The 21,372-nt window shown below is 64.3% G+C and carries 22 protein-coding genes and 1 tRNA gene; 10 read left to right on the top strand and 13 right to left on the bottom strand.

Annotated elements, in window-relative coordinates; translation table 11 throughout:
* Positions 1 to 310 precede the first annotated feature (310 nt).
* The 6 genes from ACQY4S_RS21625 to ACQY4S_RS21600 all read right to left on the bottom strand — a co-directional run bounded on the left by ACQY4S_RS21625 (position 311) and on the right by ACQY4S_RS21600 (position 5,967).
* Positions 311 to 1,609 carry a murein hydrolase activator EnvC family protein gene (locus tag ACQY4S_RS21625; RefSeq protein ID WP_428487265.1) on the bottom strand — a complete coding sequence of 433 codons (1,299 nt, stop codon included), beginning with the start codon at positions 1,607 to 1,609 and terminating at the stop codon, positions 311 to 313.
* Between the two features lie 14 nt (positions 1,610 to 1,623).
* Positions 1,624 to 3,117 (bottom strand): class I SAM-dependent methyltransferase, encoded by a 1,494-nt coding sequence (locus ACQY4S_RS21620; protein ID WP_428487264.1) that lies wholly within the window; start codon positions 3,115 to 3,117, stop codon positions 1,624 to 1,626.
* A gap of 106 nt (positions 3,118 to 3,223) precedes the next feature.
* Positions 3,224 to 3,961 carry an enoyl-CoA hydratase/isomerase family protein gene (locus tag ACQY4S_RS21615; protein ID WP_428487263.1) on the bottom strand — a complete coding sequence of 246 codons (738 nt, stop codon included), beginning with the start codon at positions 3,959 to 3,961 and terminating at the stop codon, positions 3,224 to 3,226.
* A 184-nt stretch (positions 3,962 to 4,145) separates the two neighbouring features.
* The gene (locus tag ACQY4S_RS21610) at positions 4,146 to 4,529 is read right to left on the bottom strand and encodes a hypothetical protein (RefSeq protein ID WP_428487262.1); all 384 of its coding nucleotides are present in this window, start codon (positions 4,527 to 4,529) and stop codon (positions 4,146 to 4,148) included.
* Positions 4,526 to 4,861 carry a rod-binding protein gene (locus ACQY4S_RS21605; RefSeq protein ID WP_428487261.1) on the bottom strand — a complete coding sequence of 112 codons (336 nt, stop codon included), beginning with the start codon at positions 4,859 to 4,861 and terminating at the stop codon, positions 4,526 to 4,528. The genes ACQY4S_RS21610 and ACQY4S_RS21605 overlap by 4 nt, the downstream gene beginning before the upstream one ends.
* Complete coding sequence (locus ACQY4S_RS21600; protein ID WP_428487260.1) at positions 4,861 to 5,967, bottom strand: flagellar basal body P-ring protein FlgI; 1,107 nt, start codon at positions 5,965 to 5,967, stop codon at positions 4,861 to 4,863. Before ACQY4S_RS21600 ends, ACQY4S_RS21605 begins: the two co-directional genes overlap by 1 nt.
* A 307-nt stretch (positions 5,968 to 6,274) precedes the next feature.
* Between ACQY4S_RS21600 and dksA the strand changes: the two genes are divergently transcribed.
* From dksA to ACQY4S_RS21585, 3 genes are all read left to right on the top strand, one after another.
* Complete coding sequence (dksA, locus tag ACQY4S_RS21595) at positions 6,275 to 6,688, top strand: RNA polymerase-binding protein DksA (RefSeq protein ID WP_428488472.1); 414 nt, start codon at positions 6,275 to 6,277, stop codon at positions 6,686 to 6,688.
* A 191-nt stretch (positions 6,689 to 6,879) separates the two neighbouring features.
* Entirely contained in the window at positions 6,880 to 7,977 is a 1,098-nt protein-coding gene (locus tag ACQY4S_RS21590; protein WP_428487259.1) for a molybdopterin-dependent oxidoreductase, read from the top strand.
* Positions 7,978 to 8,138: 161 nt separating this feature from the next.
* Positions 8,139 to 9,065 (top strand): hydroxymethylglutaryl-CoA lyase, encoded by a 927-nt coding sequence (locus ACQY4S_RS21585; RefSeq protein WP_428487258.1) that lies wholly within the window; start codon positions 8,139 to 8,141, stop codon positions 9,063 to 9,065.
* 75 nt (positions 9,066 to 9,140) lie between these two features.
* Here ACQY4S_RS21585 and ACQY4S_RS21580 read toward each other — a convergent pair whose 3' ends face one another.
* Together ACQY4S_RS21580 and ACQY4S_RS21575 are read right to left on the bottom strand one after the other, a co-directional pair.
* Positions 9,141 to 9,980: a lytic transglycosylase domain-containing protein gene (locus tag ACQY4S_RS21580; protein WP_428487257.1), complete on the bottom strand. Its 840-nt coding sequence runs from the start codon at positions 9,978 to 9,980 to the stop codon at positions 9,141 to 9,143.
* Between the two features lie 36 nt (positions 9,981 to 10,016).
* The gene (locus tag ACQY4S_RS21575; protein WP_428487256.1) at positions 10,017 to 10,529 is read right to left on the bottom strand and encodes a hypothetical protein; all 513 of its coding nucleotides are present in this window, start codon (positions 10,527 to 10,529) and stop codon (positions 10,017 to 10,019) included.
* Between the two features lie 200 nt (positions 10,530 to 10,729).
* On the opposite strand from ACQY4S_RS21575, the gene ilvD reads away from it, so the two are divergent.
* Positions 10,730 to 12,454 carry a dihydroxy-acid dehydratase gene (ilvD, locus tag ACQY4S_RS21570; protein WP_428487255.1) on the top strand — a complete coding sequence of 575 codons (1,725 nt, stop codon included), beginning with the start codon at positions 10,730 to 10,732 and terminating at the stop codon, positions 12,452 to 12,454.
* Positions 12,455 to 12,546: 92 nt separating this feature from the next.
* The gene (locus ACQY4S_RS21565) at positions 12,547 to 12,846 is read left to right on the top strand and encodes a hypothetical protein (RefSeq protein ID WP_428487254.1); all 300 of its coding nucleotides are present in this window, start codon (positions 12,547 to 12,549) and stop codon (positions 12,844 to 12,846) included.
* Positions 12,847 to 12,849: 3 nt separating this feature from the next.
* Here the strand turns inward: ACQY4S_RS21565 and ACQY4S_RS21560 are convergent, their stop codons facing one another.
* Positions 12,850 to 13,620, bottom strand: a complete 771-nt coding sequence (locus tag ACQY4S_RS21560; protein WP_428487253.1) for an exodeoxyribonuclease III — start codon at positions 13,618 to 13,620, stop codon at positions 12,850 to 12,852.
* A gap of 90 nt (positions 13,621 to 13,710) precedes the next feature.
* On the opposite strand from ACQY4S_RS21560, the gene ACQY4S_RS21555 reads away from it, so the two are divergent.
* Positions 13,711 to 14,337, top strand: a complete 627-nt coding sequence (locus tag ACQY4S_RS21555) for a glutathione S-transferase family protein (protein ID WP_428487252.1) — start codon at positions 13,711 to 13,713, stop codon at positions 14,335 to 14,337.
* Positions 14,338 to 14,478: 141 nt separating this feature from the next.
* A tRNA-Ser gene (locus tag ACQY4S_RS21550) sits at positions 14,479 to 14,571 on the top strand.
* 232 nt (positions 14,572 to 14,803) lie between these two features.
* On the opposite strand, the gene ACQY4S_RS21545 is transcribed toward ACQY4S_RS21550, so the two are convergent.
* The 4 genes from ACQY4S_RS21545 to ACQY4S_RS21530 all read right to left on the bottom strand — a co-directional run bounded on the left by ACQY4S_RS21545 (position 14,804) and on the right by ACQY4S_RS21530 (position 19,821).
* Entirely contained in the window at positions 14,804 to 16,207 is a 1,404-nt protein-coding gene (locus ACQY4S_RS21545; RefSeq protein WP_428487251.1) for an MmgE/PrpD family protein, read from the bottom strand.
* Positions 16,208 to 16,377: 170 nt separating this feature from the next.
* On the bottom strand, positions 16,378 to 18,327 hold the full coding sequence (gene acs, locus ACQY4S_RS21540; protein ID WP_428487250.1) for an acetate--CoA ligase: 1,950 nt from the start codon (positions 18,325 to 18,327) through the stop codon (positions 16,378 to 16,380).
* A gap of 604 nt (positions 18,328 to 18,931) precedes the next feature.
* The gene (locus ACQY4S_RS21535; protein ID WP_428487249.1) at positions 18,932 to 19,408 is read right to left on the bottom strand and encodes a Rieske (2Fe-2S) protein; all 477 of its coding nucleotides are present in this window, start codon (positions 19,406 to 19,408) and stop codon (positions 18,932 to 18,934) included.
* Complete coding sequence (locus tag ACQY4S_RS21530) at positions 19,405 to 19,821, bottom strand: EVE domain-containing protein (protein WP_428487248.1); 417 nt, start codon at positions 19,819 to 19,821, stop codon at positions 19,405 to 19,407. Before ACQY4S_RS21530 ends, ACQY4S_RS21535 begins: the two co-directional genes overlap by 4 nt.
* A gap of 88 nt (positions 19,822 to 19,909) precedes the next feature.
* On the opposite strand from ACQY4S_RS21530, the gene ACQY4S_RS21525 reads away from it, so the two are divergent.
* Genes ACQY4S_RS21525 through ccmE form a run of 3 tightly spaced genes read left to right on the top strand, consistent with a single transcriptional unit; the run spans position 19,910 to position 21,371 of the window.
* A complete protein-coding gene (locus ACQY4S_RS21525; protein WP_428487247.1) occupies positions 19,910 to 20,704 on the top strand; it encodes a heme ABC transporter permease in 795 nt (264 codons plus the stop codon).
* Entirely contained in the window at positions 20,701 to 20,847 is a 147-nt protein-coding gene (locus ACQY4S_RS21520; RefSeq protein WP_428487246.1) for a hypothetical protein, read from the top strand. The genes ACQY4S_RS21525 and ACQY4S_RS21520 overlap by 4 nt, the downstream gene beginning before the upstream one ends.
* Positions 20,844 to 21,371, top strand: a complete 528-nt coding sequence (gene ccmE / locus ACQY4S_RS21515) for a cytochrome c maturation protein CcmE (protein WP_428487245.1) — start codon at positions 20,844 to 20,846, stop codon at positions 21,369 to 21,371. The genes ACQY4S_RS21520 and ccmE overlap by 4 nt, the downstream gene beginning before the upstream one ends.
* The last annotated feature ends 1 nt before the right edge of the window (position 21,372 follow it).

Here is a 21,372-nt window from a genome sequence, read left to right as displayed (position 1 = left end):
TCCCGCCGCGTGACCAGCCTACATACAACAGATAATGGCGTATCCGATCGCGCAAATGGCCAGCATCATCTTTTCGCGCGGCTGCCCCGTCCCCGTCCAGTGTTGTTTTGGTAAGCCATGTTGCGGCAGCGTGGAGATGCATCGGCGTCGTGCGGATTGACCGCCAATGAATGCGGTTATCCCATGACTGGCCGTGCGCTAGACCATGATTGTTTGAGGTTGCATCATTACCAGTGTCCGATCATGGTCCAGGTCTGGTTTGATCGCGTGATCAACGCCTTCTGACTGGTCAGCCTCAGGCGATCACACTCTAGCTCGCTGCCCTCAGCCAAAGTGCCGGATTTACCGGCTGTCCATTGTGCCGCAGTTCGACATACAGCGCCGGGCGCGGCGCGGTTGAACCTGGCTCCCATGATGGCATCACGCCGACGGGTTCCCCTGTCACGATGCTCTGGCCGAGCTTCACGTCCAGTCGGTCAAGACCGGACAGCACCACATGGTAGCCGCCGCCGCAGTCGACGATCAGCAACAGACCATAGCTGCGGAAGCTATCCGCGAAGACCACGTGGCCACCGCAGGGGGAGATGACTCGCGCATGGGGTGGCGCATCATAGGAGATCCCGATGGCAGGCCCACTATCCGTCTGATCACCCCATCTTTTCACAACCACGCCAATGACCGGCGGCTGAAGCTGACCAATTGGTGCCGCGCCGACCATGGATGGCGCACCCGCGATCCGGGCCAGCATTGCTTCCCGCCGCTGCGCAGCCTGTGGCACTTCGGGCCGCTTTTGCCGTTCGGCACGCTCTGCCTCCGCCTGAGCGTTCGCCGCTTCAACGCGCTGCTGCTCCTCCAATACGGTCAGCGCGGCGCGCAGCGTATCCGTCCGTGCGGCCGCCAGAGCAGCCCGGTTCGCCGCAAGGCTCGCCTCGGCTTCGGCTTTCGCACGAGAGGCGTGCGCCATCGCGATCTGCTGGTCCAGCGCCTCCGCCTCATGCGCCTGCGCCGCCCGAGCTTGCGCCAGCCTGGGGGCCTCCGCCCGCAGCGCATCCGTCGCGGCGTCGAGATCGGCCTGATCTCGTCGCAGGGTCTCCGTCTCAAGCTCGATCTGTCGCGACAGGCCCTTCAGGACCAGCAGGCCGCGCAGCGTCGATTCGGGCGAGCCTGGCACCGCGAGGAGGGTTTCCGCCGGATAAAGCGAAAGGCGCTCGACCAGCGGCAACAAGGGCTGTATCGCGGCGGCGTTTGCCTTCACCCGCTGCTCGGCCTCCCGCTGCCGAACCGCCAGCGCATCGATCCGGCTGGTGACCCCCTGCATCACGGCGTCCGCCTGTTGCAGCTTCGCCGCTGCCTGCACCCGCTCCTGCGACAGCCGCAATGCGTCCGCGGCGGCGCGGTCCGCCCGTGCGGCGGCATCCTTGCCAGCCGCGACCTGCTCGCGTCTCAGGCGTTCCGAATCGCGCAGGTCCCGACGGGCCGCGTCTTGCTTCGGGGATGCCGCGACCGCCGGCGATGGCACCAGGGTGATCAGAACCAGCAGGAATGCGACAGCCCGTGCCGCGCCATCAACAATGCCTCGACCCTGCCTGATCGCCGACCTTCTGGCCACGCCGGGATCCGATGCTACTGAGTTACAATCAGCTTCTCATTCATCACCAACATGTCCGGGACCGGTCCCTTCACGACCATGCCGTTCGCCAGAACGATCTCGAGGTGGAGCAGGCATCGATTGTCCTTCGGATGCAGGCCGTCGAACAGCAGGTTGGTATCCAGGCCGCAGCACAGTGCATTCAGCGGATGATATAGGCCCTTGGCGTTCAGGACCTCGTGCACGTCCGGACGAGGTCGCCAAACCGGGACTTCACGCGTGACGTCATCCAGCCCGAGGCGAACCCAGACGACATCAATGTTCATCAGGCACCAGCCGCCCATCGCGACCGCAACGCCATCGACCGTATCGCGCGCCGCCAGTTCGATCGACCAGCGCGGTGGCGCACCACCCAACGCGGCTTCCGGCCCTGCGAAAGCGACGGTTGGGGCGACCGGCAAGGCGCTGAAGGTCGACGGGCGCGGCCCGACACCTTTGGTCAGCCACACCAGCATCTCTGCGGATGCATCCTGGCGCGACAGCAGGCTGAAATAGGGTGCGCCGGCGGAGACGACCAGCGCAGCCAATTCGGTTGCCACCGCGTCTGGTACCGCGGCGTGATGGCAAAGACGCTTGGTTGTTTCGCCCCCAAGTGGGTCCGGGTCCACTGGAATGACGCTTACGTCGGCAAAACCGACTTCCCGTGCCAGATCCTCCAGCCCGTCGCTGTCGAACAGATGCTTATCCCGCAGCGCGGCTAGAAAGGTCAGGTCGCCCTGGTGGACCAGTTGCCGCCGCAGGCGTGCCAGCATGTGCATGACACCTTCGCCCTGCCCCGACCATGCGCCGTGATGCGCATACTGATGGACAAGGGCATTCGCCACGGCATGACACAGCGCCTGGTGATAGCGGCGGTTGGGCACCACGAAGAAAGCCCTCCCGCCCGGTTTGAGTACGCGATGCACCGTCGTCAGAAAACCCCGCACATCGCCGATGCGCGGCAGGACCGCCGTGCCGGCCACCGTGTCGGCCACCGTGTCGCGGATCGAATCCTCCTGGCCGCTAAGGCGGACGAACATCACCGGCGCGTCCGCCCCCAGGCCCAACCCGACAAGGCGATCGCGGCAGGTACGCACCTTGTCCAATTCGGTGTCGGCCACGATCAGCCCGCGCACCCCATTGTTCAGCGTAAGGAAAAAGGCGCGGGTCAACTGCCCGCTGCCGCAACCAAGCTCCAGCACCTCGCCCAGGCTTGCCGGCCAGCGATCGCCGGCGGCTAGACGAATTCGTTCGATCAGCTCAGCCGCGGCGACATCATCATGAGATGCATCACCGCTGAATTGATGCGGATCGGTGTCGGATACGGCGCTCTCACCGACGAAATCAGCGATGCCATCCCTGACCTGGCCGACCCAATCGCAGCCGGTGCAGCGAAGCGAGCCGCCTGGGAAACCGTTTGCGGACGGTGCCGCGATAGCCGTGAGCCGACTCTTGCAACACGGACAGTGCAGCCGGTCCGGCTGCATCATTGCCGGTTCCGCCGATTGGCGAGGCACCCGAACCGCGGACAGCGCAATGAACGTTCAAGATCACGGCGATCCTGTTCGGACCTGCTAGACATTTCGCCGCCGCCAATCACCGACCCTTGAAGCTGGGCTTGCGTCGTTCCTTATAGGCACGAATACCCTCCTGCAGATCCTCCGACTGCCGCACCTGGGCGATCGTCTGGCTGACCGCCACCATACGCTCAATCGGACCCACGGGCATGATTTCATTAACCAGTCGCTTCAGCGTGCTGATTACCAGTGGCGCCGACTCGAGCAGTTGTTCGGCCATCGCCAGAGCTTCGGTCTCATGCTGGCCGTTTGGCACGACCCGGTTCACGAAGCCGACCTCGTAGGCTCTTTTGGCTGGCACCTTGGTGCCGAGCAGCATGATCTCCATGGCCAGCTTGTGCGGCATCCGCGCGACGAGCGAGCTGATGCCGCCGGCGGTCGTGCCCAGCTTCGCCTCGGGATAGTAGAACTGGGTGTCCTCGGTGGAGACCATCAGGTCGCACATCATGACCATGACGATCCCGCCGCCCACTACCCAGCCGGAGGTCGCGGCGATGATCGGCTTGTCGGTGCGGAAGCCGACATTGGGGATCGCGCGCCACAGTTCCGGCAGGTCGTTGACGTCGGCGCCGGAGGAAAATGCCCGTTCCCCCGCGGCGCTCAGGATTGCCACCCGCTTGCCGGGATCGGCGTCGAAAGCCAGGAAAGCTTGCTGCATTTCCACCGCCACTGCCTGGCTGATCGCGTTCAGCCGCTCCGGCCGGTTGATACGGATAATAGAGATCGCGCCGCGATCCTCAATACTGACGGCAGACATGACCATGGTTCCCTGGTTCGACCTGTTTCGGCGCGTCAAGCCGGTTGGTTGCCGCCGGCCGCGCCGCGCAGGTTGTAGACCTATTCGGGCCGGGGCTGAACTGCCGGTTTGCCAGCCGCTGCCGGCATCTCCTGGATCAGGCATCCCCTGGATCAGGCGTCCCCTGGATCAGGCGTCCCTTGGATCAGGCACGGGCCGACAATGCCATCGCTGATGCTTTGCGCGGCTGGTTCTTGTAGCCGTTGGCGGCGTAGCGCCCTGCCGGGGCTGGCGGAGCCGCGGCCCGGACGATGATGCCAACGATACGGGTCTGCACCGTGATCGCGCGTTCAAGCAGCGCGCGGTTCTCCGCCGCCAGGCTGTTCAGGCGCCGGCCAAGTGCGGCAAGGACCGGGTTGCGATCGGTCGCCGGGGCAGGGGAGCGTCCCTTGGTGATGCTCAGGAGTGCCGCTTCCTTGGCCGGCACCAGCGCGATCGCGGTGCGAAAGTCGAGACGCTTCAAGGCATCATTTTCCCGCGCCAGCACGTCCGCCAACGTCTGCGCGGCCTGCATCAGATCTGCTGTCACTTCGACTTTGCCTCCTGCATGCGCAGCATCGCCTCATAGACCGGCTGGGCCAGTCCCAGTCCGCCGTTGGCCGCGATCTGCTTGGCGATTTCCTGCACCAGCATCGGCTTCCATGCCGCTTCGCCATCGCCTCCACCAAACGCGGAATGGGCGGTGTCCACGGTGTCGAACATCGGCTGCAGCAACTGGCCGATCGCCATCGCCTCGAAGTCCTTCGCGGCCTTGGCGATCTTCGCCGGATCGGGCGGCTCGGCCAGCCGTGAAGGGGCAACCGCCGGTCGAGGCATGAGCGGAGCCGAGGGCGGAATTGGCGGCGGCGTGATCTTCGTCATCAACGTACCTCCAGGTCCGCCTGCAGCGCGCCGGCGGCCTTGATCGATTGCAGGATGCTGATCATGTCGCGCGGCCCCACGCCAAGCGCGTTCAGGCTGGCGACCAGATCGCGCAAGGTGACACCCCCGTTCAGGATCCCCAGCTTCTTGTCGTGGCCGTCGTCCACCTGGATCGATGTCCGCGGCACCACCGTCGTTCTTCCTCTTGACAGGGCATCCGGCTGGCTGACTTCCGGTGTCTCCGTCACCCGGATGGTCAGGTTGCCCTGGGCGATCGCCACGGTGCTGACCCGCACGTTAGCCCCCATCACGATGGTGCCGCTGGCTTCGTCGATCACCACGACCGCCGAATCGTCGGGTTCCACACGCAGGTCCTCAAGCAGGCCCAGCGTCTCGATCGGGTCGCGATTGGCAAGATTGAGTTGCACGGTTCGTGGGTCAGTGGCCTTGGCGATGGGACCAATTGCCCTGTTGATCGCCGTGGCGATGCGCATGGCCGTGGTAAGGTCTGGATTGCGGAGCCCCAGGCGCAGTGTGGATTCCTTGCTCAACTGAAAGGGCACTTCGCGCTCCACCGTAGCGCCATTTGCGATGCGTCCAGCGGTTGGCACGCCGCGGGTGACAGAACTGGCCGCCCCGCGCACGGCGACCGCACCTGTGGAAATCGCGCCCTGCCCGACGGCATAGACCTCGCCGTCAGCCGCCAGCAGGGGCGTCACCAGCAAGGTGCCGCCGGTCAAGTTGGTCGCGTCGCCCAGGGCGGAGACCGCGATGTCGATTCGGCTGCCGCTGCGCGCGAAGGGCGGCAACTCCGCCGTGACCATGACGGCGGCGAGGTTCTTGGTGGACAGGGCGGTGACCTGGTCGCGCGTGTTCACGCCAAGCCGCTCCAGCATGCCGATCAGCGATTCGCGGGTGAAGACATTGTTGTTGAGCTTGTCGCCGGTGCCGTTCAGGCCGACCACGAGGCCGTAGCCGATAAGCTGATTCTCCCGAACGCCCTCCACATCGACGATGTCCTTGATCCGCACCTCGGCCAGCGCTGGCAGCAAGTGGATGGACCAAAGGACGGCAACGAGGGCAGCGGTCAGGCGCGTCTTGCGCACGGGTTCATCCTGAAGACAAAAGTATAGAACGTACAGCAACCGTCGTGCCAGATCGGAGCGGGCCGGTTCGCCGGGAAAACCAGGTGACTGAGCTCGGCAGAAATGGCCGGTCGGCAAAATCTGCCGGCAGATCGTGCCGAGGTAGCAAATGTTTCATTACAACCGCCTGACACTTTCGTGGATGGTCTTGGCGCGGCGCAGACACATGGATATAAGCCAGCGCGTTCCCTACCCGGAATGGGCCGGGCGCCTGCCCTCGGTGTCCCCGGCCTGGGTAGGCGGAAGGATAACCAGGATCGTACGCATGATGGTCAGTCTGCCCCCTGATTATCGACCCACCGAGGATGAGGATTTCATGAATCCCATCCAGGTCGAGTATTTCCGCCAGAAGCTGCTGCGTTGGCGCGGCGATCTGTTGCGGGATGCCGACGGAACGCTGGCCAGCCTGTCGGAGGGCGGCATCCACGAAGCCGACATCACCGACCGCGCCAGTGTGGAGACAGACCGGGCTCTGGAACTGCGAACCCGGGACCGCGCCCGCAAGCTGATCTCCAAGATCGATCAGGCACTGGTTCGGATTGAACTTGGCACCTATGGCTACTGCGAGGAAACCGACGAGCCCATCGGCATCAAGCGCCTCGAGGCTCGGCCGATCGCCACGATGTCGATCGAGGCGCAGGAACGGCATGAGCGGATGGAGCGGGTGCACCGCGACGATTGACCAGCCGGCATCCGCCCGCTCATCATTAAGCCAATGCCGCCGATGGCCTGACGGTCCGAACCCCAGTTGTTGCATGCTCCCATCCGCCAAGGTCCAGGAGGATGAGCTCGCGCCTTTGCTTTGGATCTAGGACCCATACGGACGCAACCTTCTCGTCTGGTTCGCGCTTTGGGCTGTGCAAGGAGGGACGAATGTTGAACCCGCTTCATGTCGATCCGGACCTGATCATCCGTTCACGCGACCCGTTCAATGCCGAGCCTGGGCTGGTGCGGCTGCGTGCTGCTTTTCGCACGGCGCAGGCGGATTTCTACGTCCGCAGCCATGGCGACATCCCGGCGCTGGACGCGGCGTCGTACCGGCTGCGTGTGGCCGGGCGCGTCACGACACCGATGGTGCTGTCGCTGGACGCACTGCGCGAGCGGTTTCCCATCCGGACGGTGTCCGCCGTCATGCAGTGCGCGGGCAACCGGCGGGCGGACCTGAACGCCGTGAGACCGGTGACCGGTGACCCCTGGGCGCCAGGCGCGATCGGCAACGCCGACTGGACCGGCGTGGCGCTGGCCGACGTTCTGCGAGCGGCCGGCGTGGCAGAACAGGATCCATCTCTGCACGTCGCCTTCTCCGCCGGGGACGAGATCGAGATGGACGGTGAGGGCCGCTTCACCTATGGGGTTTCGATCCCAATCGGCAAAGCCTTGTCGCCCGAGGTGTTGCTGGCGTTCGAGATGAACGGCGAACCCTTGATGCCACAGCACGGCTTTCCCTTGCGAGCCGTGGTGCCAGGTTTCGCGGGCGTGCGTAGCGCGAAATGGCTGACCGACGTCATCGTGCAGGATCGGCCATCCGACAACCACATGCAGCGGCGCGACTACAAGATGCTGCCAGCCGACATGACGCGCGAGACCGTCGACTGGGAGCGCGGCATCATGATCTACGACATGCCGCTGAATGCCGCGATCTGCGAGCCGGCGCCTTTTGCGGACCTCGAGGCTGGTTTTGTGACGCTGCGCGGCTACGCGATTGCCACCGCGCGGAAGATCGTGCGCGTCGAGGTGTCGGTCAACGGAGGCGGTACGTGGATGCAGGCGGCGCTTGAGCCGCGCGCTGACGCGCCCTGGAGTTGGACCTTCTGGGAGGTGGGTTGCACGCTGCCCAAGGGCGAGCACGAGTTGGTCGTCCGTGCCTGGGACTCCGCCGGGCAGGCGCAGCCGGCACGGCCCGAAGACATCTGGAACTTCAAAGGCTACCTGAGCGCCGCCTGGCACAGGGTGCCAATCCGGGCGCATTGAGTTTGGAAAGCATCCGGTTTGATCGACCAATGCCTCGCCGGCGGCGTCGCTACCGGCAATATCTTGACTTCGGTTGGAAAGGCTTCGGCATGACCAAAGGATCGGTTGGAGAAGCTTCGGCATGACCAAAGAGCAAGTCTGATCGCGGAGATCCCCCCATCATGAGCAGCGAATTCGTATCCATCTGCGAGGTCGGTCCACGCGACGGCCTGCAAATCGCCAAGAGTCGCATGACCGCCGACGACAAGGTGGCCTGGATCGCCTCCATCGCCGCGGCCGGCATAAAGGAGATCGAGGTCGGCAGCTTTGTTCCACCGCGGGTGATCCCGCAGCTCGCCGACACGCCTGAGATTGTCGCGAAGGTGCTGGCGACGATCGCTGGCCTGACCGTCCAGGCGCTGGCGCCCAACCTGCGCGGCGTGCAGAACGCCTATCATGCCGGGGTGCACAAGATCAGCATTCCGGTGTCCGTCAGTGACGGCCACAGCCAGGCGAACCTGAACCGCACGCCGGCCCAGTCGGTCGAGATGATGCGGGAAATCATGGCTTGGCTGAAGGCGCAGCCGCGGAAGGTGCCGGTGGTTGCCGGCGCGTCCACCGCGTTTGGCTGCTCGATCGACGGCGTGGTGCCGACGGCGAAGACGGTAGCGCTGTGCCGGGGTCTGGCGGACGCGGGCGTGGACCAGATCATGCTGGCGGACACCGTCGGATATGCCCATCCGGCGCAGGTCCGGGAGGTGGTATCGGCGACGCGGGAGGCGATTGGCCCTGTGCTGTATGGCCTGCATCTGCACGATACCTGCGGGCTTGGCATTGCCAATGCGCTGGCCGGGCTGGAGGTCGGCATCCGCGCTTTCGACTCGTGCCTTGCCGGTCTCGGCGGCTGCCCCTATGCACCGGGCGCCTCGGGCAATGTGGTGACGGAAGATTTGGTCTTCATGCTGGAAAGCATGGGGGTCACGACGGGCATCGACATTCCGCTGCTGCTGGAATCACGCAGGATCTTGCACGCCGGGCTGCCGGCGGAGCCGATGCACGGCCAAATGCCAAAAGCCGGCTTGCCGCCGACGTTTCGCAAGGCAGCCTGATGAACGACCAGATGCCGTTGGGTCATAACGAAACCGGTTTTATCACTTATCCAGCGAACCTGGGCGACTGACTTGCTATGGAGCGCGAAACGCCAGGCGGACGGGCGTCATCCGGTACGACTGCAGGCTTCGCCCGAGGCCGCTCCCGCCTAGGCCGATCCCTGCTTGGCCGCTCGCCTGCAGGCCTGTTCCTCGTGGGCCAATTCCGCCTGGGCCAATTCCTCCTGGGCCAATCCCCGGTTGCGCCGTCGCTGGCAACAGGATCACCCGCGCCGGACTGGCCCGGAACCCGCCGAAGGGTGATCGGGGGATCGTCGCGGACCAGGCGGCGGCGAGATTGTCAAACGGGCTCAGCCCGGCCAGGCGCTGCTCATCCGGCAGTGCCGCATAAACTTTTCGGCCGTAGTCCTGCCCGAGTTCCGGGGTGGCGGAATGATAGAACTCCACCGCTTTCGGCCAGGAATTTGTCTTGTCATGCAATTCATTGAGGAATTGTGCGCCATAATTGGCGTTGGCGGTGGGATCGAATGCCTGCTCCAAGCCGGGGAACGCGTCCGGATGGTGGAGCAGGCTGATCTGCATGCAGCCCACGTCGATCGAGCGTATGCCCTGCCGGCGCATTGTTGCCACGGCGGCGACAGCCTGCGCCTTGCTGTCATAGAAGTAGCCTTGCCCTTCCGCGTTCACCGTCCATGGCCAGGGGTTGAAGGCGCCGGATGCAGGATCCTTACGACCGCTCTCGACGTGAGCGATCGCCGCCAGCAGATGCGATGGGATGGCATGTGATCGTTCCGCCGAACTGATCGCCGGGCGACAAAGTCGTCCCGAACCGTCGCTTCCCATCAACGGGACGTCCGCTCTGCCTGGAACCGCCGTCAGCAGCAGTATGAGGAGAGTGATCGCGCGCCACATCATGCGGCGACGCTTAGAAGCTAATCATGAACGAAAGGTTTATGAATCCGGGGCTGGCGCGGATTGTTCCGCAGCGCCCTCCGCTGCGCCAGATTTCAGGATCAGGGTGAGCGACTCCGGAACGAAGCGCAGGGATGGTTGACCAGCCGAACATATCTGATTGGCCGAGGGATTTTGACACCACGTCATGGGCACGGCCTGATCAGGCTGGCCAAACCGTTCAAGGACCGACGCTTCAATGATCTTGGCTTCCCCCGCCGCATGCCCTCGCAGAACATAGGCGATCCGACCAACCGTGGGGTCTGCTTCGATATTAATCTTGTTCAGGCTGATCGTCAGCGTTCCATCCTTGGTGGACGCCGTGATCATCACGTCGCAGGCCTGCGAACTTCGGCAACGTTCAACCGAGCGGTTAATCCGGCTTATGGGGATCCCCTGGCGCAAGAGTAGGGCGTCGACCTGCGGCTCCGCCATGCCGAGACGCAGCCCGACAATATCAAGATTTGCCGGATTCAATGCGTGGCAGGTCGTCGCGGCGGCAACGATTAGCACGGCCGCGCATGACGTGACAGCTCTCCGCATCCTTGGCCCTCTTTCGGGAAGCCACCATCATGCAATGATTTGGTTAATGTTGGATTAACGTCACGAGATCACCCGGCTTGGCGACCCGCCCGGTGGCGCTATAACGGGTGCGACGGCTGCATGTATCGGATACGCCAGCCGCATGCAGACAATGCCGGAAAGGAACGACGATGCCGCAGAGACGCTGGGACAAGAGCAAGATGCCGTCGCGCCACGTAACGGTTGGACCGGGACGTGCGCCGCATCGCAGCTACTACTATGCGATGGGCCTGACAGAGGATGAGATCAACCAGCCCTTCGTCGGCGTCGCCACCTGCTGGAACGAGGCCGCTCCATGCAACATCGCGCTCAGCCGGCAGGCTCAGTCGGTCAAGCAGGGCGTGTCGGAGGCCGGTGGAACGCCGCGGGAATTCACCACGATCACGGTGACCGACGGCATCGCCATGGGGCATCAGGGCATGAAGTCGTCGCTGGTTTCCCGCGACCTGATTGCCGACAGCGTGGAGCTGACGGTGCGCGGCCACTGCTACGATGCGCTGGTCGGGCTGGCTGGCTGCGACAAGTCGCTGCCGGGCATGATGATGGCGATGCTGCGGCTGAACATTCCCAGCGTGTTCATGTATGGCGGGTCGATTCTGCCCGGCCGGTTCCAAGGCCGCGACGTCACCGTGGTGGATGTGTTCGAGGCGGTGGGTCAGCATGCCGCCGGCGCCATGTCGGACGCGGACCTGCATGCGCTGGAGTGCGCCGCCTGCCCGTCCGCCGGCGCCTGCGGCGGCCAGTTTACCGCCAACACCATGGCGACGGTGTCCGAGGCGATCGGTCTGGCGCTGCCCGGATCGGCCGGCTCTCCGGCGCCGTATGAGGAGCGTGACCGTTTCGCGGCAGAGTCCGGGCGGGCGGTGATGGATCTGATCGAGCAGCGCATCCGGCCGCGCGATATCGTCACGTTGAAGGCGCTGCAGAACGCCGCCGTGGTGGTGGGCGCGACGGGTGGGTCCACCAACGCCGGCCTGCATCTGCCGGCGCTGGCGCATGAGGTGGGTATCCCGTTCACCATGGACGACGTGGTGGAGATCATGCGGCGCACGCCGTACATCGCCGACCTGAAGCCGGGCGGAAAATATGTCGCCTTCGATGTGCACAATGTCGGCGGCATTCCGGTGATCATCAAGGCGCTGCTCGATGGCGGCCTGCTGCATGGCGACTGTCTGACCGTCACCGGCAAGACCCTGGCGGAGAACCACAAGGACGTCGTGTTCCCGACGGATCAGGACGTGATCTACCCGGTGTCCAACCCGATCTCCGCCACCGGCGGCGTTGTTGGCCTTAAAGGCAGTCTGGCGCCGGATGGGGCAATCGTGAAGGTCGCCGGATTACACAAGCTGCGGTTCGAGGGCACCGCGCTGTGTTTCGATTCGGAAGAGGAATGTTTCGCCGCTGTCCAGGCGCGGGCTTACAAGGCCGGCGACGTGATCGTCATTCGCTACGAGGGTCCGAAGGGCGGTCCCGGCATGCGGGAGATGCTGTCGACCACCGGCGCCATCTATGGCCAGGGGATGGGCGAGCAGGTGGCGCTGATCACCGATGGCCGGTTCTCAGGCGGCACGCGCGGCTTCTGCATTGGCCATGTGGGACCGGAGGCGGCGGTGGGCGGCCCTATCGCCCTGCTGAAGAATGGCGACAGGATCGTGATCGACGCCGAGATGGGCACCATCGATCTGGCGGTGCCGGCCGGCGAGCTGGCGGCGCGCAGGGCGGCGTGGGTACCGCGGCGGACCGACTACAACGCGGGGGCGATCTGGAAATATGCGCAGCTTGTCGGGCCGGCCTATCTGGGCGCCACGACGCATCCGGGGACCGCGGCGGAGACACATTGCTACGCCGATATCTGACGCAACCGCCCCCTGCACGATCGGTTACTTTTTGCGGTCCGGCGATACCCGGAGCGGTGGTACGGCGAAGGGTGCTTTCGAGGAGTGTGACGATGAGATGGCTTTTGGCCGGCTGGGTGGTGTTGCTGGTCGGGCTCGGCATCGCCAATGCGCAGCCGCCGCCGCCCGGCTATACCCGAATACCACCGCCGCGCGCCGAGGTGGTGCCGCCGCCGCCGAACCCACGGCTGGTTTGGGAACCTGGCCATTGGCAGTGGAACAGTGTTCGCTATGTCTGGTTCGGCGGTCGTTACGTCGACCGGCGGCCGCAGTACGGGCGGTATGCCTCAGGTCGCTGGGTCTGGGGCCCGCGCCAGGGGCGATGGATCTGGCGTCCAGCGCACTGGCAATAGCCGTTATCCCAGCCGGATGACGACCGGCACATGGTCCGATGGCTGCGGCAGGCCGCGCTCGTCCTTGTCGGGGTCGGCCGACACAAGCTGTTCCGCCAAACTGGGCGACAGCAGGGCGTGGTCGATGCGCAACCCGATGTCACGCTGCCAGGCACCCGCTTGATAGTCCCAGAAGGTATAGATCGATCTGTGCGGGTGGATCGCGCGGATCGCATCGGTCAGGCCCATCCACAGCAGCCGGCGAAAGCGCTGACGGGTTTCCGGGCGCACCAGGGCATCCGTGGGAGACAGCGAGCCAGGCGCGAAATCATCATCGGTCGGGCAGACATTGAAATCGCCGATGATAACAAAGGGGATATCGGCATCGAGCAGTGCTTGCGCGCGGTTCACCAAGTGGTCCATCCAGGCCAACTTGTAGGCAAAGCCGTCGTCACCGCGGGAGTTGCCGTTCGGCAGATAGATGCCGATCAGGGTGATGCCATTGACTTCGACCTCGATGTAGCGGGCTTGAGCATCGTCGGGCGGCAGCCCCGGCAAGGCCTGATGGACCACCCGGAATGGCACGCGAGCCAGAACCGCGACGCCGTTATAGGCTTTTTGGCCCACCACCTCCGCCTTGTAGCCTGCGGCGTGGAACCCGAGGGCGGGAAAGCCGGACGCCTCGCACTTGATTTCCTGCAGGAACAGGACGTCAGGCTGGGTCTGGCCGATCCACCGCAGCACGTGGGCCTCGCGCTGGCGGATGGAGTTGACGTTCCAGGTCGCGATCTTCATGCGGATTGCTCCATTTGGCGGCTGAGTCTCCTTGTCGCGGGCCGCAGTTGTGTTCAGTCTGCGGATTAGAGCTGTGTGAAGGGCGGAACCATGCCAATCGAACTCCATACCTGGAATACTCCGAACGGCCGCAAGATCAGTGTGGCGCTGGAGGAAATGGGGCTGCCTTATTCCGTGCACACGGTCAACATCTCGAAGAACGAGCAGTTCGCGCCGGATTTCCTGAAGATCAGTCCGAATAACCGCATCCCGGCGATCATCGATCCTGAAGGTCCTGGCGGGACGTCGCTCAGTGTCTTTGAATCCGGTGCGATCCTGATTTATCTGGGCCAGAAGACGGGCAAGTTCTATCCGACAGATCCGCGCAGGCAGGTGCCGGTGCTGGAATGGCTAATGTGGCAGATGGGCGGATTTGGCCCGATGCCGGGGCAGGTGCATCACTTCCTTGGCGTGACCGATCCGCAGGACCAGCGCTACGGGCTGGAGCGGTATTCGAAGGAGACGCGTCGGCTGTATGGCGTGCTGGACCGGCGTCTCGAGGGGCGGGATTACGTGGCCGATGAGATCTCCATCGCCGACTTCGCCATCCTGGGTTGGGCCTGGCGCCATGAACGGCATCAGATTGACCTTGCCGACTTTCCGAACGTGAAGCGGTGGTACTCGACGATCATGGCGCGTCCAGCAGTCGCCCGCGGATTTGAGGTTGCGCTGAGCTGATACGGTGGGTCGGGAAGTCCCGCCGTTGCGTTGGCTTGGTTGATTGGTGTTTGACGCCTTCGCGACGGGTCCCTACAAAGAGGCGTGCAAACGTCGTGTCCAGGTTGCTTTTGCAGGTGGCTTGGGGATTTGCCCTCCGGCGGAGGGGTGGCCGAGTGGCTGAAGGCGGCGGTTTGCTAAACCGTTGTACGGTGTCAAGCCGTACCGTGAGTTCGAATCTCATCCCCTCCGCCAGTCTTGCTGCTTATAGTGCCAGATCATGGACTATTGGTTGGCGGCGGCTGGCGAAATGCCAGGGTGGGTGACGGGTTATGCCGCAAGCCGCGATACAAATACACCGTCCAACTTCTGCAAAGATGCATCAGCCGTCGGAATATTGAACTCTACCCTTGGTCGCTTAGACCGCACACGGGGTTAATCGCCAGGAACGCATCGGACGTCGGAAGGGTGCCGGCCAGGATGCTGCTCATCTGTCGCCCGCGCCGCTGAGCAGGCCGGTGAGTTCCTTGGTGCTCTCAAGGTGCTCGAACATGGCGACCAGCGCCATCACACGTTCGGCCTGGCTGTCTGCCAGGCAATGGCGGACGTTGTTACGGAACTTGGTTTCCAGTGTGGGCTGGTCCACCGGATTCTCCGGGCTGCCGCGGCGGTCGTATATATCCTTGCGCAGCCGCTCGCCGCGACGGGTCGTGACGGTCATGCGGCAGGCATGCCTGGCTTGGCGTCCCCCTGCATTGATCTCAGGATCCTCAAATACGGTAATACGGTGCAAGAACGCCAGCAGCGCCGGGTCGGCCAAGCGGCCCTCCGCATAGTCGTCGGGGGACACGCCGCAACCGCGGGCCAGGGTGGCCAGCCCAAAGAAGATGTTCATCTGGGCGGCGGTGGTTCCAGCCGGTTTGTACGGCCAAGCCGTGTGAACGTAGGTCATGTGGCCAACGCCGGCCTCAATCGCTTTGATGTCCTCCGGTTGTAGTCCATTAGCGCGCATCAATTCCTGAAGTGCGTCCAATGCCGCATGAATGCTGGTGACGCACGGGTACATCTTGAATCCAACCTGCAACGTCTCCCATTCATCGCCCAGCCGGCTGGTGAGCCTGCTCATGTCGGGCTCGCGCGATAGTGAACTCAGGAAACCTCCGTATGGCGCCTCCAGCACATCGGAAATCCCGGTGAAGCCACGCCGCGCGAGCAAGGCAGCATAAACCCCACCCTGGGCTGCGCGCCCGGCGTGAAGGCGCTTGACCATGGCGCCCTCCTGCGCCGCCATCAGGCCGGATGCCATCGATCCCGCCGAACCAAGCGCCTGATGCATCGCCGTCGTGTCGAGGCCGAGCAGCTTGCCGGCCACGACACTTGCGGCAAAGGTTCCCGTGGTGCCTTGTGGATGGAAGCCGTTCAGGAAAAGCTGCGTCGTTGCCGCGTTTCCCACCCGCGTTCCGATCTCGTATCCCGCAATGATCGCGGTGAGCACATCCGTTCCGGACAGTCCGCCTTGCATCTCGGCATATCCGAGAGCGATCGGCACTGTGATCGAGTTTGGATGCAGCACGGACTCCTTGTGCATGTCATCCATTTCGAAGGCGTGCCCAGCGGTGCTGTTCGCCAGCACGGCGTGCGACCATGAGCTCCGCTGCCGCCGGCCCCAGATGGACACTGTGGCATTGCCGCCCTCGGCGATGACCATGTCCTGGACCATGCGCGTCCACGGCAGCGCGGCGCCATGCAGGCAGACACCGATGCCGTCCAGCAGGCACTGCTTGGCACGCTGCACGACCTCGGGCGGAATGTCTTCAAAGGTCAGGCCCGACGCGAAGGCCGCGAGATCGCCGGTCGCGTGCGCCAGCAAGGTCGACGCTGATGTGGTCATGCTTTTCTCGTCGCTTCCGCACTGGCCGTGATGGCGCGACCGGGTTTGTCATCAATCGCCAGACGCGGTCAACCTGCCCCATCTCACCGGCATGTTAAGCCGGATAACCGATCAAGACGTCGGCGGCCTGGTCCCCGTCGGAAATGAAACGTCATATTCCCTGTCGTGGGCTAGTGAACCCTGTTGTCCACCAGATCGGTCACCACGCCTGGGTCGGCCAGTGTCGATATGTCACCCAGCCCGTCGGTCTCGTTCGCCGCGATCTTACGCAGGATGCGTCGCATGATCTTGCCGCTGCGCGTCTTCGGCAGTCCCGGCGCCCACTGGATCGCGTCGGGCGAGGCGATCGGGCCAATTTCCTTGCGAACCCAAGCGACCAGTTCCTTGCGCAACGCCTCGGTCGGTTCCTCATCGGCGTTCAAGGTCACGTAGGCGTAGATGCCTTGACCCTTGAGATCGTGCGGAAAACCCACCACCGCTGCCTCGGCCACTTTCGGATGCGCCACCAGCGCGCTTTCCACCTCCGCCGTGCCCATGCGATGGCCGGAGACGTTGATCACGTCGTCGACCCGCCCGGTGATCCAGTAATACCCGTCGGCATCCCGGCGCGCGCCGTCGCCGGTAAAGTACCGGCCCTTGAAGGTGGAAAAGTAGGTCTGTACGAACCGCGCATGGTCGCCGTAGACAGTGCGCATCTGGCCAGGCCAGGAGTCGGCGATACATAGGTTGCCCTCGGTTGCGCCGGTCAGTTCAACCCCTTCGGCATCGACCAGCAGCGGCTGCACGCCGGGCAGCGGCAGGGTTGCCGATCCAGGCTTCAGCGCCGTGGCGCCGGGCAGGGGGCTGATCAGGATCCCGCCGGTTTCCGTCTGCCACCAGGTATCAAGGATCGGGCAGCGCGCGTCTCCGACAACCCGGTGATACCATAGCCAGGCTTCGGGATTAATCGGCTCGCCGACGCTGCCCAGCACCCGCAGCGAAGCACGGGAGGTGCGCTTGACCGGCGCCTCGCCCTCGCGCATCAGCGCGCGGATCGCGGTTGGCGCAGTGTAAAAGATATTTACCCGATGCTTGTCCACCACCTGCCAGAAGCGGGCGCTGTCCGGGTAGTTGGGAATCCCCTCGAACATCAGCGTGGTGGCGCCGTTGGCGAGCGGGCCATAGACGATATAGGTGTGGCCGGTCACCCATCCGACATCGGCGGTGCACCAGTAGATCTCGCCCGGGCGGTAATCGAAGACCGTTTCATGCGTGTAGCTGGCCCAGACCAGGTAGCCGCCGGTGGTGTGCAGCACGCCCTTCGGCTTGCCGGTGCTGCCGGAGGTATACAGAATGAACAGCGGATCTTCCGCCCCCATCGGTTCGGCTGGGCAATCCGGCGAGGCGGCTTCCAGCAACGCCGCGTACTCGTGGTCGCGGCCGGGTCGTTGGGTGACAGCGCCCCCTGTGACAGTCACCATGATCACCGAGGTGACGCTTGGACAGGAGGCCAGAGCCGCGTCGGCGCTGGTCTTCAGCGGCACCTTGCGGCCACCGCGGCGGCCCTCATCAGCGGTGATCAGCAGCTTGGAGCCGCAATCCTGGATGCGGTTGGCCAGGCTGTCGGTAGAAAACCCGCCGAACACCACGGAATGAATCGCGCCGATCCGCGCACAGGCCAGCATCGCCACCGCGGCTTCCGGCACCATCGGCAGGTAGATCGTCACCACGTCGCCGCGCCTGACGCCAAGCGACTTCATCGCGTTGGCCAGCCGGCTGACCTTGTCGTGCAGCTCGCGATAGGTCACGTGCCGGCTGACCGCGGGATCGTCGCTCTCCCAGATGATCGCCGTCTGGTCGGCCTTTGTCGCGAGGTGCCGATCGATGCATGATACTGACGCGTTCAGGATGCCGTCCTCGAACCATTTGATGGACACATCGCCGGAAAACGAGGTGTTCTTGATCTTGGTCGGCGGCTTGATCCAGGTGATGCGTTTTGCCTCTTCCGTCCAGTAGCCGTCGGGATCGCTGGCGGCGCGGTCATACCGCGCGCGGTACTGTTCAGCGGTGACGTGCGCCTGCTCGACAAATTCCGGGCGCACCGGAAAAAGCCGAGTATCGGTGGGCTGGATGGCGGACATGGTTGAGATCCCTGATGGTTTCTTGTTTGCTCGATCCGGTATACGTGATCCGGCTGGACCGACATGACGACGGACGCAGCCATACCTCATTTAGGCCCGGTTCAAGCGCGGCGAAAGTGGTTTGGCCGGACCCCGTCGGTTCAGGTCGCTTCGGGGCGACGTCCGGACATTTCAGTGCGGGTCCGTCTTGTCCGCGACGGCGCTCAAAACCGCTCCGCGCGAAGCCCGCCGTGGAGCATCAGGCGGTTCACGATGAAAGCCGGGTTTAGCCCGCGGTGCGCCGAGGCTGCGCCGTTGCCGGCGGGGAGGCGTTCCGCCGTGAGCCTGACATGCAGCCAGTCGACATGCCGGATGCGGGAAATCCGCACGTCCGGTTCGCTGAGCGGGACCGGGAACCGGTCGCCAGAGCGATACCGCGCGCTTCCTCGAATCTATCGTTGAACGGCGGTTTTTGCCAAAGGTCAGGTGTCCGGCGCGACCCGTGGCGGCCCCGGTGGCCGCGGTCGGTTCATTGCCAGCGCGTGGCGGCATGCGACATGCTCATCGCAAGGCATACCTCGGGCAAGGCGACCTGCCGTAGTCTCGTGGGGGTCTCGTTGACAAGCTATACCCCGGCCGTTGTTGACACGTAGATTACGCCGTCATTGACCTGGACCTGGACGGCATCGAGCACGTCACCGCGGCACGGGCCGCGCAAGCACAGCCCGTCGGCGATGCGGAATTCCGCGCCGTGCGTGGCGCAGATGATGCGGCTGCGGTCGGCCGACAGGAAACGGCCGGGCACCCAGTCCAACGGTGTGCCAATATGTGGGCAGGCATTGGCATAGACGTGCACCTGGTCCCCCTGGCGCACCGCGAACAGCCCGACAAAGCTTCCCGCCGCCCCTTCAAATCCTTTGGATTCACCGTCCGCCAGATCATCCAGCCGGCAGAGGACACGCAACGCGTCGGGGACACGCAATTCGTTTGGAACATACAATTCGTCGGGAAGACGCAATTCCTCGGCGGGGGGCGGTTCCTCGGCGGGGGGCGGTTCGTCGGCGGCAGGCGGTGTGTCGGCGGCGTGCAACTTGTCGGTCATGCCTTCCATCCTCCCATCCGGCATAGCCGGTCCCAGTGCGTCTTCGAAATTGGCATCACCGACAGCCGCGGCTGACGCACCAGAGCGAGATCGGTGAATTCGACATCGGCTCTGATCTCGGTCAGGCGGACCGGCTTCGGCAGTGGACGGACGGCCTTCATGTCAACGCACACCCAGTCGCCAGTTTCCGCCGTGGGATCCGGATAGGCTTCCCGCGCCACTTGCACGATACCGACGATCTGCTTGCCGATGTTCGAGTGATAGAAGAACGCCAGATCGCCTTTGCGCATCGCCTTCAGGTTGTTCTTCGCCATGTGATTGCGCACGCCGGTCCAGGATTCGACATGGTTGGCGACCTGCTGATCCCACGAGAAAGCGTCCGGCTCCGATTTCACCAGCCAAAAGCCGCCCAAATCGCCCTCCTGGTTTGACCGCCGGCGAACCGCACAATATGTCGATACGTCAATAGAGGGACGCTTTCAACCAAGCGGATGATCAGCTATGTCAATGCCTGTGGACACACCCTTGCCCGCGACGCCGCTTCGTTCGGCACGCTCGCTGCACCGTTTCGCCAACCCGGGCCGGTTCCTGCGGCTGTCCCGACAGGTGTTCCCCTGGCTCATGTCAACAGGCTGGCTGTTGACGGTGATTGGCCTGGTCTGGGGCCTGCTGTTCGCGCCGGCGGATTGGCAGCAGGGCGATGCCTCGCGGATCATGTATATCCATGTGCCGTCGGCGTGGCTCGCCTCGGCTGGCTATTTTTCCCTCGCCGTCGCCAGCTTCGTGTCGCTGGTCTGGCGGCATCCGCTGGCCGATATCGCGGCGGTGGAAATTGCCCCGGTCGGCGCCGGCTTCACCGCGTTGTGCCTCGCCACCGGCAGCCTGTGGGGCAAGCCGATGTGGGGCGCCTGGTGGGTCTGGGATGCGCGGCTGACCTCGGTGCTGGTGCTGTTCTTCCTCTATCTCGGCCACATCACGCTGGTGCGCGCGTTCGACGACCCGACCCGAGGCTATCGTGCCGGTGCCATCCTGGCCCTGGTGGGCGTGATCAACCTGCCGATCATCAAGTTCAGCGTGGACTGGTGGAACACCCTGCATCAGCCGGCCTCGATCGGGCTGACCGGCTCGCCGACAATCGCATCCAGCATGTTGTGGCCCCTTCTGGTTTGCACGATCGGCTACACATTGCTGTTCGCGGCGCTGTCAGTTGGGCGCATGCGGGCCGCTGTCATGGAGCGTCGCATCCGCGCCTTGCTGATGGCCCGCGCCACGTCCGACATGGAAGCCTTCTCGTGACCCATCTGCCGTTTGTCGTCGCATCCTATGGCCTTGGGGCCGGGCTGCCGATTTTGTTCACCATGCAGGCGCTGCTGCGGCTTCGCACCGCTCGCCGCCGCCTCGACGCGATCGATCCGCGGCGGAAGCGGGGCGAGTCATGACCCGCAAGCGCCGGCGCCTGATCCTTCTGCTGGTGTGCGGCGTCGGGCTAGGTGGGGCGACCGCGCTGACCTTGTCCGCTTTCAGCGACAATCTGGTCTTCTTCGTCTCGCCCTCGGATCTGGCAAGGGAAAACCACGGCTCGCACTCCGTCCGTCTTGGTGGCCTGGTGGCGCAAGGCAGCGTCGAACGCTCCAGCAACGGCCAGCCCACGGCGCGGTTCAAGGTGACGGATGGTTCGGCCAGCGTGGAGGTGACCTACAGAGGCATCCTGCCTGACCTGTTCCGTGAGGGACAGGGCGTGGTGGCGCTGGGCAACATGCAGCCGAACGGGGTGTTCCGCGCCTCCGAGGTGCTGGCCAAGCACGACGAATCCTACATGCCGAAGGAGGTCGCGGATGCGCTGAAGAAGTCGGGCCGCTGGAACCCGGCGTCGGGTCCGCCACCGCCGGCTTCGACATGGACGACCAGTGGGAATGCTGCTGGCAACGCGCCGGTGACCCGATCGGCCCAGACCGGAAGCTGAC

Origin of the sequence: Rhodopila sp. (genome assembly GCF_965276935.1) — a bacterium.
Classification (GTDB): domain Bacteria; phylum Pseudomonadota; class Alphaproteobacteria; order Acetobacterales; family Acetobacteraceae; genus Rhodopila.
This window is presented reverse-complemented; position numbering and strand designations above follow the sequence as displayed.